The 14,951-nt window shown below is 73.3% G+C and carries 13 protein-coding genes; 1 reads left to right on the top strand and 12 read right to left on the bottom strand.

Going from position 1 to position 14,951, the window contains the following annotated elements:
• Positions 1-13 precede the first annotated feature (13 nt).
• The 6 genes from RY076_RS09675 to RY076_RS09650 all read right to left on the bottom strand — a co-directional run bounded on the left by RY076_RS09675 (position 14) and on the right by RY076_RS09650 (position 4,156).
• Positions 14-688, bottom strand: coding sequence for a DUF6766 family protein (locus tag RY076_RS09675; protein ID WP_323097449.1), 675 nt, complete (start codon positions 686-688; stop codon positions 14-16).
• An 82-nt stretch (positions 689-770) separates the two neighbouring features.
• Positions 771-1,160, bottom strand: coding sequence for a hypothetical protein (locus tag RY076_RS09670; RefSeq protein ID WP_323097448.1), 390 nt, complete (start codon positions 1,158-1,160; stop codon positions 771-773).
• 197 nt (positions 1,161-1,357) lie between these two features.
• The gene (locus RY076_RS09665; protein WP_323097447.1) at positions 1,358-1,939 is read right to left on the bottom strand and encodes a hemerythrin domain-containing protein; all 582 of its coding nucleotides are present in this window, start codon (positions 1,937-1,939) and stop codon (positions 1,358-1,360) included.
• A gap of 116 nt (positions 1,940-2,055) precedes the next feature.
• On the bottom strand, positions 2,056-2,799 hold the full coding sequence (locus RY076_RS09660; protein WP_323097446.1) for a DUF3618 domain-containing protein: 744 nt from the start codon (positions 2,797-2,799) through the stop codon (positions 2,056-2,058).
• The gene (locus tag RY076_RS09655) at positions 2,796-3,263 is read right to left on the bottom strand and encodes a phage holin family protein (protein ID WP_323097445.1); all 468 of its coding nucleotides are present in this window, start codon (positions 3,261-3,263) and stop codon (positions 2,796-2,798) included. Before RY076_RS09655 ends, RY076_RS09660 begins: the two co-directional genes overlap by 4 nt.
• Complete coding sequence (locus tag RY076_RS09650) at positions 3,260-4,156, bottom strand: hypothetical protein (RefSeq protein WP_323097444.1); 897 nt, start codon at positions 4,154-4,156, stop codon at positions 3,260-3,262. The genes RY076_RS09655 and RY076_RS09650 overlap by 4 nt, the downstream gene beginning before the upstream one ends.
• A gap of 336 nt (positions 4,157-4,492) precedes the next feature.
• Here RY076_RS09650 and RY076_RS09645 point away from each other — a divergent pair, with 336 nt between their 5' ends.
• Positions 4,493-4,975: a DUF4383 domain-containing protein gene (locus RY076_RS09645; RefSeq protein ID WP_323097443.1), complete on the top strand. Its 483-nt coding sequence runs from the start codon at positions 4,493-4,495 to the stop codon at positions 4,973-4,975.
• Between the two features lie 379 nt (positions 4,976-5,354).
• On the opposite strand, the gene RY076_RS09640 is transcribed toward RY076_RS09645, so the two are convergent.
• Genes RY076_RS09640 through RY076_RS09615 form a run of 6 tightly spaced genes read right to left on the bottom strand, consistent with a single transcriptional unit; the run spans position 5,355 to position 14,607 of the window.
• Positions 5,355-6,521, bottom strand: coding sequence for an enolase C-terminal domain-like protein (locus RY076_RS09640; RefSeq protein ID WP_323097442.1), 1,167 nt, complete (start codon positions 6,519-6,521; stop codon positions 5,355-5,357).
• A gap of 8 nt (positions 6,522-6,529) precedes the next feature.
• Positions 6,530-8,335 carry a thiamine pyrophosphate-requiring protein gene (locus RY076_RS09635; protein WP_323097441.1) on the bottom strand — a complete coding sequence of 602 codons (1,806 nt, stop codon included), beginning with the start codon at positions 8,333-8,335 and terminating at the stop codon, positions 6,530-6,532.
• Entirely contained in the window at positions 8,332-11,391 is a 3,060-nt protein-coding gene (locus RY076_RS09630; RefSeq protein ID WP_323097440.1) for an FAD-binding and (Fe-S)-binding domain-containing protein, read from the bottom strand. The genes RY076_RS09635 and RY076_RS09630 overlap by 4 nt, the downstream gene beginning before the upstream one ends.
• Positions 11,388-13,235 carry a glycoside hydrolase family 15 protein gene (locus RY076_RS09625; protein ID WP_323097439.1) on the bottom strand — a complete coding sequence of 616 codons (1,848 nt, stop codon included), beginning with the start codon at positions 13,233-13,235 and terminating at the stop codon, positions 11,388-11,390. The genes RY076_RS09630 and RY076_RS09625 overlap by 4 nt, the downstream gene beginning before the upstream one ends.
• On the bottom strand, positions 13,232-13,606 hold the full coding sequence (locus RY076_RS09620) for a hypothetical protein (protein WP_323097438.1): 375 nt from the start codon (positions 13,604-13,606) through the stop codon (positions 13,232-13,234). The genes RY076_RS09625 and RY076_RS09620 overlap by 4 nt, the downstream gene beginning before the upstream one ends.
• Positions 13,603-14,607 carry an SDR family oxidoreductase gene (locus RY076_RS09615; protein ID WP_323097437.1) on the bottom strand — a complete coding sequence of 335 codons (1,005 nt, stop codon included), beginning with the start codon at positions 14,605-14,607 and terminating at the stop codon, positions 13,603-13,605. Before RY076_RS09615 ends, RY076_RS09620 begins: the two co-directional genes overlap by 4 nt.
• Positions 14,608-14,951 lie beyond the last annotated feature (344 nt).

Raw genomic sequence — 14,951 nt, 5'->3', positions numbered from 1 at the left:
ACGCCTCGGCGCCTCAGTTCTCGACCCCTGTCGACTCGTGCGACTCGCCCACGGGTTTGGACTCGGGCGACCCGCGCTCGCGCAGGTAGATGCTCAGGACCACCATGCTGGCGACGGCGAGCAGCTCGGACTGCCAGTTCTGGAAGGTCCGGTTCCAGAAGTCCGGCGCCCCCAGGTACTCGCCGAGGCTGAGCGGCTCCTGGAGGTTCTGCAGCTGGTCGGCGTCGTACGCGCTGCGACCGGCGATGAGCTGGGCCAGCCACGACAGCAGGAAGATGAGGCCCATGACCAGTCCCAGGGAGCGGGAGTAGAGAGCCGTGCGCCAGCCACCGGCCTTCGCCCACGACGGGGACTCGTCGGTGGCGTAGCGGCCGACCTTCTGGTCGACGTCGCTCTCGCGGCCGACGCGGTCGAGGGGTTTGGACTCCGGCGACCCCCTCTGCACGAGCCACACGGTGAGCAGGATGAACAGGAGGAACTGCATGTACTCCGACTGCCAGTTCTCGGCCACGTCGACGGTGAACTGCGACGACGTGACGTACTCGCCGATGCTCAGGGTGGGCAGGCTTGCGGCGGTGGCGGACTCGTTGTAAAACGCTTGGCCGGTCAAGGCCTGCCCGACCAGGGCGGCGAGGAGCAACCCGAAGAAGACGAGCGTCAGCGAGCTCTCGCGTCCGAAGCGCCTCACCGGCTCATCACCCCGACGCTGATGCAGTAGGCGAGGCCTGCCGCCACGAAGAGCAGCAGGCCGACGAAGACGGTGCGCACAGTCAGGCTCCCTTCACGGTGCAGGTGTACGGCTTGTCCTGACCGGTGAAGAGGCAACCGGCGGCGGTGACGTGCCAGCCGTCATCGAAGCGGGCGAGGAAGAGGGTGTCGCCGCGCAACCGGACGATGGCGTCCTTGCCGTACACCTCCGCCGTGCCCGGGCCCGACGCCTTCGGGAGGTTCTGGTCGGGAAGTGCGGTGGCACAGGGTCCGTCCTGGTCCTCGACCTGCTGACGCGTCGCGGGCGCGAGCAGCCCGCACGCGACCGTCGCGTGGTCGCTGACCGCGGCACTGAAGCGCAGGGCGGCGTCCACGGCGTTCTCGCGCTCGGCGCCGCCCTGGCCCGAGCACGCGGCGAGGAGCAGGACGGCCGGCGCCAGGCCCGCGGCCACGACTCTTCCGAGGCCGGGCCCGGCCACGGCCGGACTCCGGTGGACGCTGGGGCCGCTCCGCCTCGTCCTCGGGACGAGCGGCGCCTCGTTCGGGATCATGCTCTGCCCTCCGTGTCGTCGTGCACCCGTGGTCATCTGGGTTCTACCCGCGGAGGCGGGTCACGAACGGCCCGGGACGGGTTCAGGGCGTTGCCGGCCTAGCCCAGCGCGGAGCGGATGGCGTCGCGGGTGCGGTCCACGAGGGAGGCCGCGGGCCCGACAGCCCACTGCTTGACCGTCGAGCCCGCGGTGGACGGGTGCGGGTGCGTCGGGGCGACCGCCTCTGCCGCCTGCAGCGCCCGGCCGAGCTGGAGCCGCTCGGTGTCGTCGCACCCCTCGAGCACGGCCGGGAACTCCTCGCTCTCCTCGGCCTCGGCATGCGCGACGACGGCCTGTCGGAACTGCTCGAGCTGTTCGTCGAAGTCGGGCGAGGCCACGTCGAGGTCCTCGAGGGCGGCGAGCACCTCGTTGGCCCGGGCCTCCTCGGCGTTGCGGGCATCGACGACGGCCCTGCCGGCCAGGCGCTCGGAGATCGGCCGCAGCACCATCTCCTCGGCGGTCTCGTGCACCGCGAGCAGGGCCCGCAGCTCGTCGAACGCCCGCTGCTTGTGCCCACCGTCCGCGCTCGCGACGTCGTCGAACAGGTCGCGGACGCGGGCGTGCTGGCGCAGGAGCACCGCGATGACGTCACCCTCGTCCAGCTTCGCCGCCTCGCGACGCGCCTTGGCCGAGCTCCTCATGGTCAGGTCCTTCCGTTGTCCGTGCGATGGATGGTGCGCCGCGGTCGGGCAGCCACCGGCCGGGAGCAGCACGTCCGGGGCGGCTGGTCGCCCGCCCCGGACGTGTTCGACGCGGGTCAGCCCATGCCCCCCGAGGAACCGGGGGACGAGCCGGAGGCGCCGGACTGTGCGGTGTCCTGCACGGATGCCGCCGCGTCCTTGCCCTCGTCCTTGACGTGCTCGACCGAGGACTGAGCCTGGTCCTTCACCGACTCGGCGGCCTGGCGAGCCGGCTCCTTGAGGTGCTCGGCCGACTCCTTGGCCACGTCCGTGGCCGTGGACTTCGCCTCCTCGACGACGGGCTGCGCCTTCTCCTGCACCGTCTGGGCCAGCTGCTGCTCCTTCTGGCTGGCCGGCAGGAGGGAGCCGACGAGCCAGCCGACGCCGAGGGCGACGAGGCCCGCTGTCAACGGCGACCCGGTGGCCTGCTGCCTGACGGCGTGCGCGGCGTCCCCGGCTTTGTCACCGACGGTGCCCAGCGTGTCGCCCACGGCGTCTCCGGCGCTGCTCACTGCCGAGTGCGTCGAGCTCGACGTGGAGTGCGCCGCGTGGGAGGCCGATCCCATGACCCGCTCGCGCAGGCCGACCGCACGCTGCTTCGCCCGGTCGGCGCCGCGTCGCGCCAGGTGGCTGGGGGTGACGGCGTCACCGAGCGCGTTGACGTCGCGGCTCAGACCCGCCCGCGTCCGCTCGATGTCGCGCCGGATCTCGTCCGGGCTGCCGGGCTCGGGGCGCGAGGCCTCGTTGGCGCCGGCCCGCGAGTACGACTGGAGGTCAGGGTCGTTCGTGGCGCCCTGGGCGCCGGTTTCGTAGGTGCTCATCGTGTCTCCTCGTGTCCCTTGAGCGCGTCGGGGATCTTCTTGCTCGTGTCGACCGTGCGGGGCAGGCCGTCGATCTTGCGGAAGGAGCTGCGGCCGGCGGCGGCCAGCACCGCCGCGACGACGGCCCACACCGCCATGACGATCACGGCAGCCCAGCCGCGGTTGTCGATGGCGCCGGAGAGCCATTCCCAGACCGCGAGGGACAGGAACAGCAGCGCGAACCAGCCGGCGGTGGCGGCACCGCCGAACATGCCGGCGCCGCGGCCGGCCTTCTGGGCCGACTCCTTCACCTCGGCCTTGGCCAGCTCGACCTCCTGGCGCAGCAGCGTCGAGAGGTCCTCGCCGATGTCGGCGATGATCTCGCCGAGGGAGGAGCTCTCCGCCTTCGTCTCGGCACTCGTCGTGGTGGGAATGGCGAAGGTCTCGGCGCGGGCCGGGGTCGTCGCGTCGAAGGGCGTGCTCATCGCAGGCCCTCGCCCGTGTCGAGGCCTCCGACCCCGGCGTCGGGCACCGTCGCAGGCGTCGAGCCGGTCGGTACGACGGTGGCCGGTCCGCGGGTGCTGCCGTAGGCGCTCTCGGCGCCGTTGGTGGTGCCGGCGGTGCCGCCCGTGGTGCCGTAGGTTGCGCCGGTGACGCCGTACGTGCCGGTGGTCGGGGACCCCGTCGCCTCGCCTCCGCCCGACGTCGAGGTCGGGCTGTCGGTGAGGCCTCGCGTCAGCCGTCCGCCGAGGAGCCCGAGCAGGGCCGCGCCGGCGAGGAACGCGCCCGGGCGCCGCCGAGCGACGCTGCGGACGTCCTCCAGAAGCTCGCCGGGCTCACGGTTCTCCAACCACTGGGAGGCGCTGCGGACCTGCTGCTCGATGCGGCGCACGAGGTCACCGGCGACACCGTCCTGGGGCGCCGCGTCGGCCATCTGGCGCAGCTCGTCACCGAGCGAGCCGAGCCCACGCGCGGCGCGCTGGCCCTGGTCCGAGGCCTGCGTGCCGAGCTCGCCCCGCAGCTGCTCGAGGAGGGCCGTCAGCTGCGACTTCGCCTCGGCGCCAATGGCTTTCGCCTCATCGGCCGCTGTTCCGGCCACGTCGCGGCCGCGGTCGGCCGCCTCCTTGGCCGTGTCCTTGGCGGTGTCGGTCAGGCCGCCGTCCGACGATGAGCCGGACGTGCTGGACGGACCGGACGCGCCGGGCGTGGGCGTGGGCGTCGTGTCGTAGGGGACGGCGTCGGCGGCCGTGGAAAGGCGCACCTCGCTGGTGTCGCTGTAGGGCGACCCGGCGTCCCGTGCGCCGCCCGACCCCGTGCCGGGGCCCTCCCGCTCCTGCGGCACCTCACCGAACCCTGGGTTGTGTGTTGGTTGCGTCATCGTCCGCTCTCCAATGGTCGAGGGGTGCGCGTCGGCCGGTCGGACGACGGCGTTTGACCCCGGCGGTTGGGCTTCGACTACCCGGCGGTGCCGCGCCGAAACGTCTCGGGCACAAGGCGAGCCGGCGCGGCCGGGCGCGGCCTCCCTTGTCGGTCGCGCCGCCGCGGAGGCAGTGATGCGTTCTCCGTGGCGACCCGGAACCGGAAGGCCCGGCCGGGTTTGAAGTCTCGGGCGGTGGGCACGGGGTCGTACACGCAGCCCGCGAATCCCCGGGCGGAGAGGAGCACCATGACCACTCGTCCAGAACCTGCGACTCGCGGCGCGACCAACCGGTCAATGACGGAGCGCCGGACGGCGGTCCAGGGCGCCGCGCTCGTGGTCGGCCTCGCGTTCCTCGCCGTCGGCATCGCCGGCTTCGTCCCCGGCGTCACGGCCGATTACTCGAACCTCGGCATGGCCGGGCACCACTCGGGCGCCATGCTTCTCGGAGTCTTCCAGGTGTCGGTGCTGCACAACGTCGTCCACCTGCTCTACGGCGTCGTCGGGATCCTCGCCGCCCGACGCTGGACCGCCTCCCGGGTCTACCTCATCGGCGGTGGCGCGCTCTACCTCGTCCTGTGGCTGTACGGCCTGTTCGTCGAGAAGACGTCGGCGGCCAACTTCGTGCCGCTCAACCGCGCCGACGACTGGCTGCACCTCGTCCTCGGCCTCGGCATGGTCGCTCTCGGCGTCGTCCTCGGCCGTCGCCCCGGGGCGCACACCATCGCCGGCCATGACGCGCGGTACGGCGACTGGCGCCGCGACAGCGCCTCGTCGTGAGCCCGTCCCGCGAGCAGGCCCCGAGGTCCCGGCCCTCCACTCGCTCGGCGGAGGGCCGGGACGTCCGGCCCGCAGCCGCGGACGCCCCATCGATGTCCGACCTCGAGCCCGAGTCGTCCGACGACGACCCGGCTGGCGGTCCTGCCCCGGTCCCCCGCGCGTCTGCCGACCCGGCTGACCCGCCGTCGCCGACGGGGCCGCTCAACCCGGCCTGACGCGTCGGTGCCCGGGCCGGCACGGCCTCGGCGCCCGGGCCGCCGGCACGCCCCGCCGACCGACGACCGTTGGTCGCGCCCCGGGCGCCCGAGCCGGCGTGTCGCTGCGGTACGTCGGGCCGCTCGGTGCCCAACGGTCGTCCGTGGTGACCCTGGCGGCCGGCTCAGGCAGGCCCCGCGAGCCAGCGGGACGCATCGGGGCGCAGTCGCATGCCGTGGCCCGACGCGTCCGCGTCGAGCGGCAGGCACCCGGCCACGAGCCTCGGGACGCCGTCGAAGAGCAGCTCCTCCACGCGCACGTGGTCGTGGAAGTACTCGAGGTGGCGAAGCCCCGGGACGGCCGAGAAGGCGACCGCGCTGAGGTGCGGCGCGCAGTGCGCCGACACGTCGAGGTGGTGTGCCTGCGCGATCGCCGCCGCCCGGTAGAGCGCCGTGATGCCCCCGATGCGGGTGACGTCCAGCTGCAGGCAGTCGACGGCGCCCGACGCGCAGAGGACACGCACGGCGTCGAGCGAGTCGGCGTACTCCCCCGCAGCGACGTCGGCGACGACGCGCTCCCGAACGTGCCGCAGCCCGGCCGGATCGTCGCTGCTCACCGGCTCCTCGAACCACGTCACACCCAGCTCGTCGAGGCGCCGCCCGACGCGGACCGCCTGGCCGACGGAGAAGCCCCCGTTCGCGTCGACGAACACCTCGACCCCGCGACCGACGGCGCCGACGACCGCCGCGGTCCGCTCGAGGTCGCGGTCCACGCACGTACCCCACGACTCACCGATCTTGAGCTTGACCCAGTGCGCGCCGAGCGCGGCCCAGCCGGTCAGCTGCTCGACCGTGCGCTCCTGGCTGTAGGTGGTGAATCCCCCTGAGCCGTAGACCGGTACGGAGACGCGATCGGACCCGAGCAGCTGGTGCAGCGGCACGCCGAGCAGGCGCGCGCGCAGGTCCCACAGCGCCGTGTCGAGGGCGGACACGGCCATCGCGCCGGGCCCTCGGGTGCCGACGTTGCGCATCGCCCGCACCTGGTCGCTCCACAGGTCGGCCACGGCGAGGGCATCACGGCCCTCGACGACCGGCGCGAGCAGCTCACGGACGAGCTCCGCGACGGCCGGGGCGCCGTAGGTCCAGCCAGTGCCGGTCAGCCCGTCGCACCCGACCTCGACGACGACGCACGTCGTCGAGTCCCAGGCGATGGTGCCGTCGGCCTCGGGCGCGTCGGTCGGCACAGTGAACGCGGTGGCCCGCACCAGCTCGACCGTGCCGCGACCGGCTCCGGAGTCCCGGGGCGTGCGGTGGGCGAGCCGCGAGGGAGTCGTCGGGTCCGCCTCGTACACGGCTCGCCTCAGTCCCCGCGGCCCGGGAGGACCTCGGCGAGCTTGCTGCGGATGCCCTCCTTGACGACGTCGACGCGGTCCGGGTCGCCACGAAGCACGGACTCGGCCGCCTTCTTCATCTGGTCCCACGTGGCGTGCGGCGGGATGGGCGGCACGGCCGGGTCGGTCTCGAAGACGATGACGGCAGGTCGGTCGCAGGCGAGCGCCCGCATCCACGAGGCGCTGACCTCGCCGGGGTCGGAGACGTGGATGCCCTCGAGCCCGAGGCTTCTCGCGAACCCGGCGTAGTCGACGGTCGGCAGGTGCTGGGAGGGCAGGAACTGCGGTGAGCCGCCCATGGCGCGCAGCTCCCACGTGACCTGGTTGAGGTCGCCGTTCTGCAGGACCATGACGACGAGCCGCGGGTCGGCCCAGTCCTTCCAGTACTTGGCGATCGTCACCAGCTCGCCCATGCCGTTCATCTGCATGGCGCCGTCGCCGACCGTCGCGAGCACCGGCCGATGGGGGTGGGCGAACTTCGCCCCGATGGCGTACGGCACGCCGCAGCCCATCGTCGCGAGGGTGCCCGAAAGGGTGCCGCGCATCGTGCCGCGCATCTTGACGTGCCGGGCGTACCAGTTGGTACCCGAGCCGGAGTCGGCGGTGATGATCGCGTCGTCGGGCAGCAGCGGTGACAGCTCCTCGAAGACGTGCTCGGGGTTGATCGGGTCGGCCTCGACCTTGCCGCGGGCCGCCATGACGTCCCACCAGCGAGCGACGTTCGACTCCACCGTCTCGCGCCAGGAACGGTCGACCTTCGCGGTGACGAGCGGCAGCAGCGCGCGGAGGGTGCGGGCGGCGTCGCCGACGAGGTTGACCTCGAAGGGATAGCGCAGCCCGACCATGGTGGGATCGGCGTCGATCTGCACGGCCCGCACCTTCGGCTCGCCGCCCTCGAAACCGGGCAGGAACTGCGTGTACGGGAAATTCGAGCCGACGACGAGCAGTGTGTCGCAGTCGGTCATCAGCTCGTAGGACGGCCGCGTGCCGAGCAGCCCGATCGAGCCGGTGACCCACGGCAGCTCGTCGGACAGGACGTCCTTGCCGAGGAGTGCCTTGGCGACGCCGGCCCCGAGGACATCGGCCATCTCGGTGACCTCGACGACCGCGGCTCGGGCGCCCTGGCCGACGAGCATGGCGACCTTCTCCCCGGCGTCGAGCACGTCGGCCGCCCGCTGCAGGTCGGCGTCGGAGGGCACCGGCAAGGCGAAGGTCTGGTCGAGGCTCGAGGGCACCATCTTGAACGCGTGCTGCGGCGGTACGTACTCGAGCTCCTGCACGTCGCTGGGGATGATGACCGCGGTGACGGTGCGCCGGGAGGCGGCGATGCGCATCGCCCGGTCGAGGACGTTGGGCAGCTGCTCGGGGACCGTCACCATCTGGCAGTACTCGCCCGCGACGTCCTTGAAGAGGCTGAGCAGGTCGACCTCCTGCTGGTAGTTGCCACCCATCGCCGACCGGGCCGTCTGGCCGACGATCGCGACGACCGGCACGTGGTCGAGCTTGGCGTCGTAGAGGCCGTTGAGCAGGTGGATCGCGCCCGGCCCGCTCGTGGCGGTGCAGACGCCGACGCGGCCGCTCAGCTTGGCGTAGCCGCAGGCTTGGAAGGCGGCCATCTCCTCGTGGCGGGCCTGGATGAAGCGCGGCCTGTCCTCGGCGCGCTCCCACGAGGCCAACAGACCGTTGATGCCGTCGCCGGCGTAGCCGAACACCTGCTCGACGCCCCATTCGCGCAGTCGCTCCAGGACATGGTCTCCGACAGTCGTGGTCGTCATCTCTGGTCCTCCTCGGATCGGGGCTGGTCGGTCTGGTCGGTCTGGTCGGTGGGTGCCGGGCGGTCCCGGAGGCCGCCTGCGAGCAGCTCGGCGAGGTGCACGGCGTGGCGTCCCGTCTGCTGCTCCACCTGCGTGCGGCAGGAGAAGCCGTCTGCGAGCACGACGGTCGACGCGTCCGCCTCCCGTACCCGCGGGAGCAGCACGCGTTCGCCCGCGCCCACGGACACCTCGTAGTGGCCGCGCTCGAAGCCGAAGTTGCCGGCGAGGCCGCAGCAGCCCGAGCCGAGCCGGTCGGCGTCGATGCCGGCGGCCTTCATCAGCTCGTCGTCGGGCTTGGTCCCCATCACGGCGTGCTGGTGGCAGTGGGTTTGCACGATCGCGTCGACGTCGAGCCGCGGCGGCTGCCAGTCGGGCGCCCGGTCGCGCAGCAGCTCGGCGAGGGTCGTCGTCTGGTGGGCGAGGCGCCGGACGTCCTCGTCGCCCGTGAGCAGCTCGGGGGCGTCGGACCGGAACACCGCCGTGCACGACGGCTCGAGGCCGACGACCGGGGTGCCGGCGCGCAGGTCGTCGCGCAGCAGCGACACGGTGTGCCGCAGGACGCGCTTGGCCGTGCGCAGCTGGCCGGTGGAGATCCACGTCAGCCCGCAGCACACCGGCTCGCTGGGCACGACCACGGTGAAGCCGGCGTCCTCGAGCACGGCGACCGCGGAGGCCAGCACCGTCGGGTGGAAGTAGTTGGAGAAGGTGTCGGGCCAGAGGATCACGCGGCCCGGTCCGCCCGGGTTCGTCTGGGCCGCAGCACTTCCCGAACGGGCACGTGCGCGCGAGCGGGCCCCGTCCGACGCCGTGAACGGCTCCTCGGCGAAGACCGGGAGGCTGCGTTCCGGCGCGATCCCGCCGAGCCGCTTGAGCAGCGGGGCGGTGAGACGCGACTGCGTCAGCCGGTTGACCGCACGGGGTGCCCGCGCCGCCGCTCGGGCCGTCAACGGCAGCCAGCCCATCGAGTAGTGGGCGGCCGGTCGCACCCGGTGCTCGTAGTGGTGCGACAGGAACTCGACCTTGTAGGTGGCCATGTCGACGCCGACCGGGCAGTCCGACTTGCAGCCCTTGCACGCGAGGCACAGGTCGAGGGCGTCGCGCACCTCGGCGGAACGCCAGCCGTCGGTGATGGCGTCGCCGCGCATCATCTCGAAGAGCAGACGGGACCGGCCACGCGTCGAGTGGACCTCGTCGCGGGTCACCATGTACGACGGGCACATCACCTGCTCCTCGCTCGAGGAGGTGCGGCAGTTGCCGATCCCGGCGCAGCGCAGCACCGCCTGCGAGAAGCGTCCGTCGTCGTTGGGGAAGCCGAACTCGGTGCGCGGCTCGGGGTGCGCGTACTCGGTGCCGAGGCGCAGGTTGGCGTCGCGCGGGTTGGGGCGCACGACCTTGCCCGGGTTCATCCGGTCGTCCGGGTCGAAGAGGTCCTTGACCTGCTCGAAGAGCGCGACGACCTCGTCGCCGAACATGATCCGCAGCAGGTCGCCGCGGGCCTGCCCGTCGCCGTGCTCGCCCGAGAGGGAACCGCCGTACCGGACGACGAGGTGCGCTGCCCGAGAGGTGAACTCGTGGTAGTGGGCGATCCCGTCGGCGGTGCGCAGCTCGAAGGGGATGCTGCAGTGCACGCAGCCCTGGCCGAAGTGGCCGTAGATCGACGTCTCGTCCTCGCGGTAGCCGAACTCGTCGAAGAGTTCGCGCAGGTCGCGCAGGTAGTCGCCGAGCCGCCCCGGCGGGACGGCGGAGTCCTCCCAGCCCGGCCACGTGTCGTGCCGCGCCGACGGGTGGGCGGTGGCGCCGAGGCCTGCCTCGCGCACCCGGACGAGCTCCTCGATGTGGGCGGAGTCGTCGTAGAACCGTGTCGTCGGCGGGTGCTCGTTGCCCTCGACGTCGCGCAGCAGGCCCTTGGCGCGCTCGTCCGCCTCCTCCTGGGTGTCGGCGGAGAACTGGACGACGAGCCAGCCGCGGCCCTTGGGCAGGTCGTCGACGGCGTCGCCGGCCGCCTCGATCTCGCGCTCGAGGTCGATGAGCACGTCGTCCAGACCCTCGAGCATCGACGGGTCGTGGGAGACGACCTGCGGCACGGCGTCGCCCGCCTCGGCGATGTCGGGGTAGCCGAGCACGACCATTGCGGTGGCCCTGGGCACCTCGACGAGCGCGAGCTCGGCCCGCAGCACGGTCACGAGGGTGCTCTCGGAGCCGACGAGCGCCTTGGCGAGGTCGAAGTGGGCCTCGGGCAGCAGGGAGTCGAGGTTGTAGCCGGAGACCCGACGCGGGATCTTCGGGTAGCGGGTCCGCAGCAGCTCGAGGTTGTCGTCGCGCAGGCCACGCAGCGCCCGGTAGATCTCGGCCCACCGGCCGCCGGCCTCGACGACCTCCACGTACTCGTCCTCGCCCGTCGGGCCGACCCACATCCGCTCGCCGTCGTAGGTGAGCACCTCGAGCCGGTGGACGTTGTCGACGACCTTGCCGTAGGCCTGCGCCGTCGACCCGCACGAGTTGTTGCCGATCATCCCGCCGAGGGTGCACGTGCGGTGCGTCGAGGGCTTGGGCCCGTACATCAGCCCGTGCGGGGCGAGCTCCCGGTTCAGGTCGTCGAGGGCGATGCCGGGCTCGACGACGCAGCGGCGTCGCTCCACGTCGACGGACTCCACACGCGTGCAGTGGCGTGACCAGTCGATGACGACGCCGGTCCCGGTGGTCTGGCCGGCGAGGCTCGTACCGCCACCGCGCGACACGATCGACGCGTCGTGCTCACGGCAGACGGCCACGGCCGCGGCGGCGTCGTCCGGGTCGAGGGGGTTGACCACGACCGTGGGCACGTACCGGTAGTTGGAGGAGTCCACCGCGTAGGCGCCCCGGCTGCCGAGGTCGGGTCGCACCTCGCCCCGCACGCGGGCGCGCAAGGCGGTGACGAGGCGTGCCTCCGGCGTCGGCGTGGCGGTGCCGGGGCGCGCCGGACCGGTCGACGTGGTGGTCGCGGGGGTGGGCGCGGGTGAGTGGTCGGTCGTCGTCATCGCTGTCTCGTTCTCCCATCAGTTCCGGCGTGTCGCGGGTCGCCGCTCGACTCACCGCACGGGTCGCGGTCCGGCTCGCCGCCGAGTCGCTGGGCGCACTCGAGCAGGAGCGCGTGCACGAATCCCTGCGGCAGGTTGCCGCGCAGCTGGTGCTGCTCGACGTCGAACTCCTCGGCGAACAGGCCCGCCGGCCCGGCCGCCGCACGCTGCCTCTCGAACCAGCGGAACGCCTCGACCTCGTGCCCGGCTCCCCAGTGCGCCAGGCACATCGCGAAGCCGCACAGCAGGAACGCGCCCTCGGCCTCGCCGAGCGGGCGGTCGTCGGGACGGTTGCGATAGAGGTAGCCGTCCGCGGAGAGGTCCTTCTCGACGGCGGCGATCGTCGCCAGGCTGCGGGGGTCGGTGGGTGCGAGGGCACCGCGGACACCCGGAAGCAGCAGCGACGCGTCGAGCTCGGGGCGGCCCGGCCGGCGCAGCCACGCCCCGCCGGGCGACAGGCAGCGCCGGCTCGTCTCGGCGAGGACGGCGTCGGCGAGGCTGTCGGCGCGATCGGAGAGGGCGCCCGGGCCGTGCTGCGCGATGCGGCGCAGGCCACCGACGCAGGCCAGGCGCGAGTGCGTCCACCAGTCCGGGTCCAGCTCCCAGATGCCGGCGTCGGGCTGCGTCCACCGTGCGGCGATGACATCGACGAGGGTCTCCGCGGCCGTGGCGTCCTCCGCGGTGAGCAGGTCGTGCCGAGCGGCCGACGCGTACAGCTGGAGCAGCTCGCCCGGGGTGTCGAGCTGGAACTGCCCCCGCACCCAGTTGCCGACGACATCGGCGCCACCGGGGTAGGCGGGTAGGTCGAGGGTCGACTCCTCGGGAGGGAGGGCCCCGGTCACCGAGTAGGCGGGCGCGAGGTCGTGGCCGTGCTCGAGGATGCGGGCCGTCGTCACGTCGACCAGCTCCGGCAGCAGCGGCAACGGCTCGTGGACCGAGACCGCGAGGCCGGCGTACGCCTGGTCGCGCAGCCACACGTAGCGGTAGTCGAAGTTGCGTCCGGCCTCGGCACGCTCGGGCAGCCCCAGAGTCGGCGCGGCGACCATGCCACCGCCCGACGTCGTCAGGCCACGCAGCACGGCGTAGGCCATCCGGGCATCGCGCCTCCCGACGACGTCCTCGAAGGCCGGCACCTGCTCGCTCCACCAGCGTTCGGTCGCCCGCCAGGCGTCGGGCGCCTCGACCGGAGGGCCGAGGGGGCGGTCGGACACCTCGAGCACGAGGTCGCGGTGCTCCCCGGCAGCGAGGTACAGCTCGGCGCGCAGCACGCCGTCGTCGCCCCGCGATGCCTCGGGCAGCCCGCTCCACCGGGCCCGCAGGTCGCCGCAGTCGAGCACCCAGCGGCCCGCGTCGTCGCGACGCGCGTCGGCCGGTGTGCTGCCGAAGTCGCCGCGCAGGTCGAGCGATACGGCCACGCGGGCCCCGTCGGAGTCGGGCATCTCGATGCGGCGCAGGAGCACGGCCCGGTGGGGGTCCGCCGGAGCGGCGAGCGCCTCGCGACACTCGACGGTCGTGTCGTTGGTGACCCAGTGGCTGCGCCAGACCAGGCTGCCGGGCTCGTAGGTCCCGCCCCAGACGTAGGGCTCGACCGGCGTCACGGTGTAGCCGCCGCGTCCGCCGACGAGGCTCGCGAACGTGGCCGGCGAGTCCCAGCGGGGCACACACATCCACACGACGTCGCCGCGCGGCCCGATGAGCGCACCGCGGTGGCCATCGGCCACGAACGAGTACTCGCGCAGCACGTGGAAGGGCTGTCCGGTGGACCGGCTCGTGTCGGCTGTGACCGACGGGCGCGACGGCTTCATCGCCGCCTCCGTCCCCCGCGGGAGAGCGCGGCACCGGCCAGGGCGACGCCCGCCGACGCGAGCGCCGGACGCGCGTACTCGCGTCGCCACGCCGCCAGGCCCACCATCGACAGCGCGTGGGAGACGTCGACGAGGGCAGCCGGGCGCCGGACCACGCCGGGGGCCACGAGCTCGGCGATCCCCTGGGCCAGGTGACGGAGGCCCAGCAGCTGGGTGACGAGCTGTTCGTCGGCGGTGCACCCGCGGCCCGTCACCCGCTGCCACACCTCGTCGGGACAGGTGAACAGCACTGCGCCCCAGGCGGTCCCGGCCGCACCCGCGACCCGCGCACTGCCGTTGCCGCTGCCGTTGCCGTTGCCGTTGCCGCTCAACGACGCCGCCCCACGACCGCTAGCGCCAGGCCCGCCACCGCGACGCCTGCCGCGCCGGCCAGCTGCGGGTACCGGTGCGCGAGCCACTGCTGGCGGCTCGTCGGCTTCGACTTCCCGTCGAACGCGCCATGGGCCCCGAAGTCGCGGCCGTCGTCGCCGTCGGCCGGGTCCCAGAGGTTGGCCGGCTGGTCGTCGGGGCGTCGCTGGTCGGTCTGCTGTGAGTCGAACCCCGTTCTCGCCAGGTAGCGGTCGAGCAGGCCGGGCACGACGGCGTTGGCCATCAGCGTCGCCGTGGTCGTGGCCCCGACCCAGTACTCACGACGCTTCGGGTGCTCGGCGGCGAACGCGATCGCGCGGGCCGCGACCTCCGGCTGGTAGATCGGGGGCACCGGCTGGGCCTGCCGGGGCAGGCGGGACAGCACCCACGAGAACTGTGGCGTGTTGAGCGCCGGCATCTGCACCATCGTCACGTGGACGCCGCTCTTCTCGTGGAGCAGCTCGACTCTCAGTGCCTCGTGGAAGCCCTGGATCGCGTGCTTGGCGCCGCAGTACGCGCTCTGGAGCGGGATGCCGCGGTAGGCCAGGGCCGACCCGACCTGGACGATCGTGCCGGCGTCCCGCTGCCGCATGCGCCGGAGCACAGCGCGGGTCGCGTAGACGTAGCCGAGGTAGCTGACCTCGGTGACGCGCCTGAACTCCTCCGGGGTGATGTCCTCGAACCTCGCGAAGACCGAGGTGAAGGCGTCGTTGACCCACACCGCGATCGGGCCGAGCTCGCTCTCGACGCGCTCGACCGCGGCCTCGACGGCGTCGGGGTCGGACACGTCGAGCGGCACGACCAGCGCGCGCCGCCCCTGCGCCCGGACCTCGGCAGCCGCGGCCTCGAGCCCCCGCTCCCCGCGGGCGAGGAGCGCGACGTCGTTCCCACGCCGCGCGAACTCGCGGGCGGTGGCCCGTCCGATACCTCCGCTTGCTCCCGTGATGGCCACGACCTGCGTCATTCGTCCTCCTCGGCACCTCGTCCGTGAGCCCCAGGGGCCAGGTGCAGGGGCACCCGAGGGGCAGGTGGTCCGGCGACGGGTGCCCCCTACCCCGGGCGAGGCCGTTGTGACGAGGGCACGCCGAGGCGTACGTCACACGCCGTGACGTGCAGGCGTGCGGGCGTCGTGGCCGTGGGCGCGACGCGGGCGCGGCCGCGGGGCCGTGGTAGCCGGCGGCAGGCGGAGGCCGGCGCGACCGGGGCCGACGACTGCGGCCCCGGTGGGGGGTCGCGAGCGGTCAAGGACACGGTGCGAGAGCGGGAGGCGCCGGCGCTCGGGGGTCGACGACGCCTCCCTACCCCCTG

The sequence above is a fragment of the Intrasporangium zincisolvens genome (genome assembly GCF_034724055.1).
Taxonomy (GTDB): domain Bacteria; phylum Actinomycetota; class Actinomycetes; order Actinomycetales; family Dermatophilaceae; genus Monashia; species Monashia zincisolvens.
The sequence above is the reverse complement of the archived record's forward strand: the minus strand, read 5'-3'. Positions and strand labels throughout refer to the sequence as shown.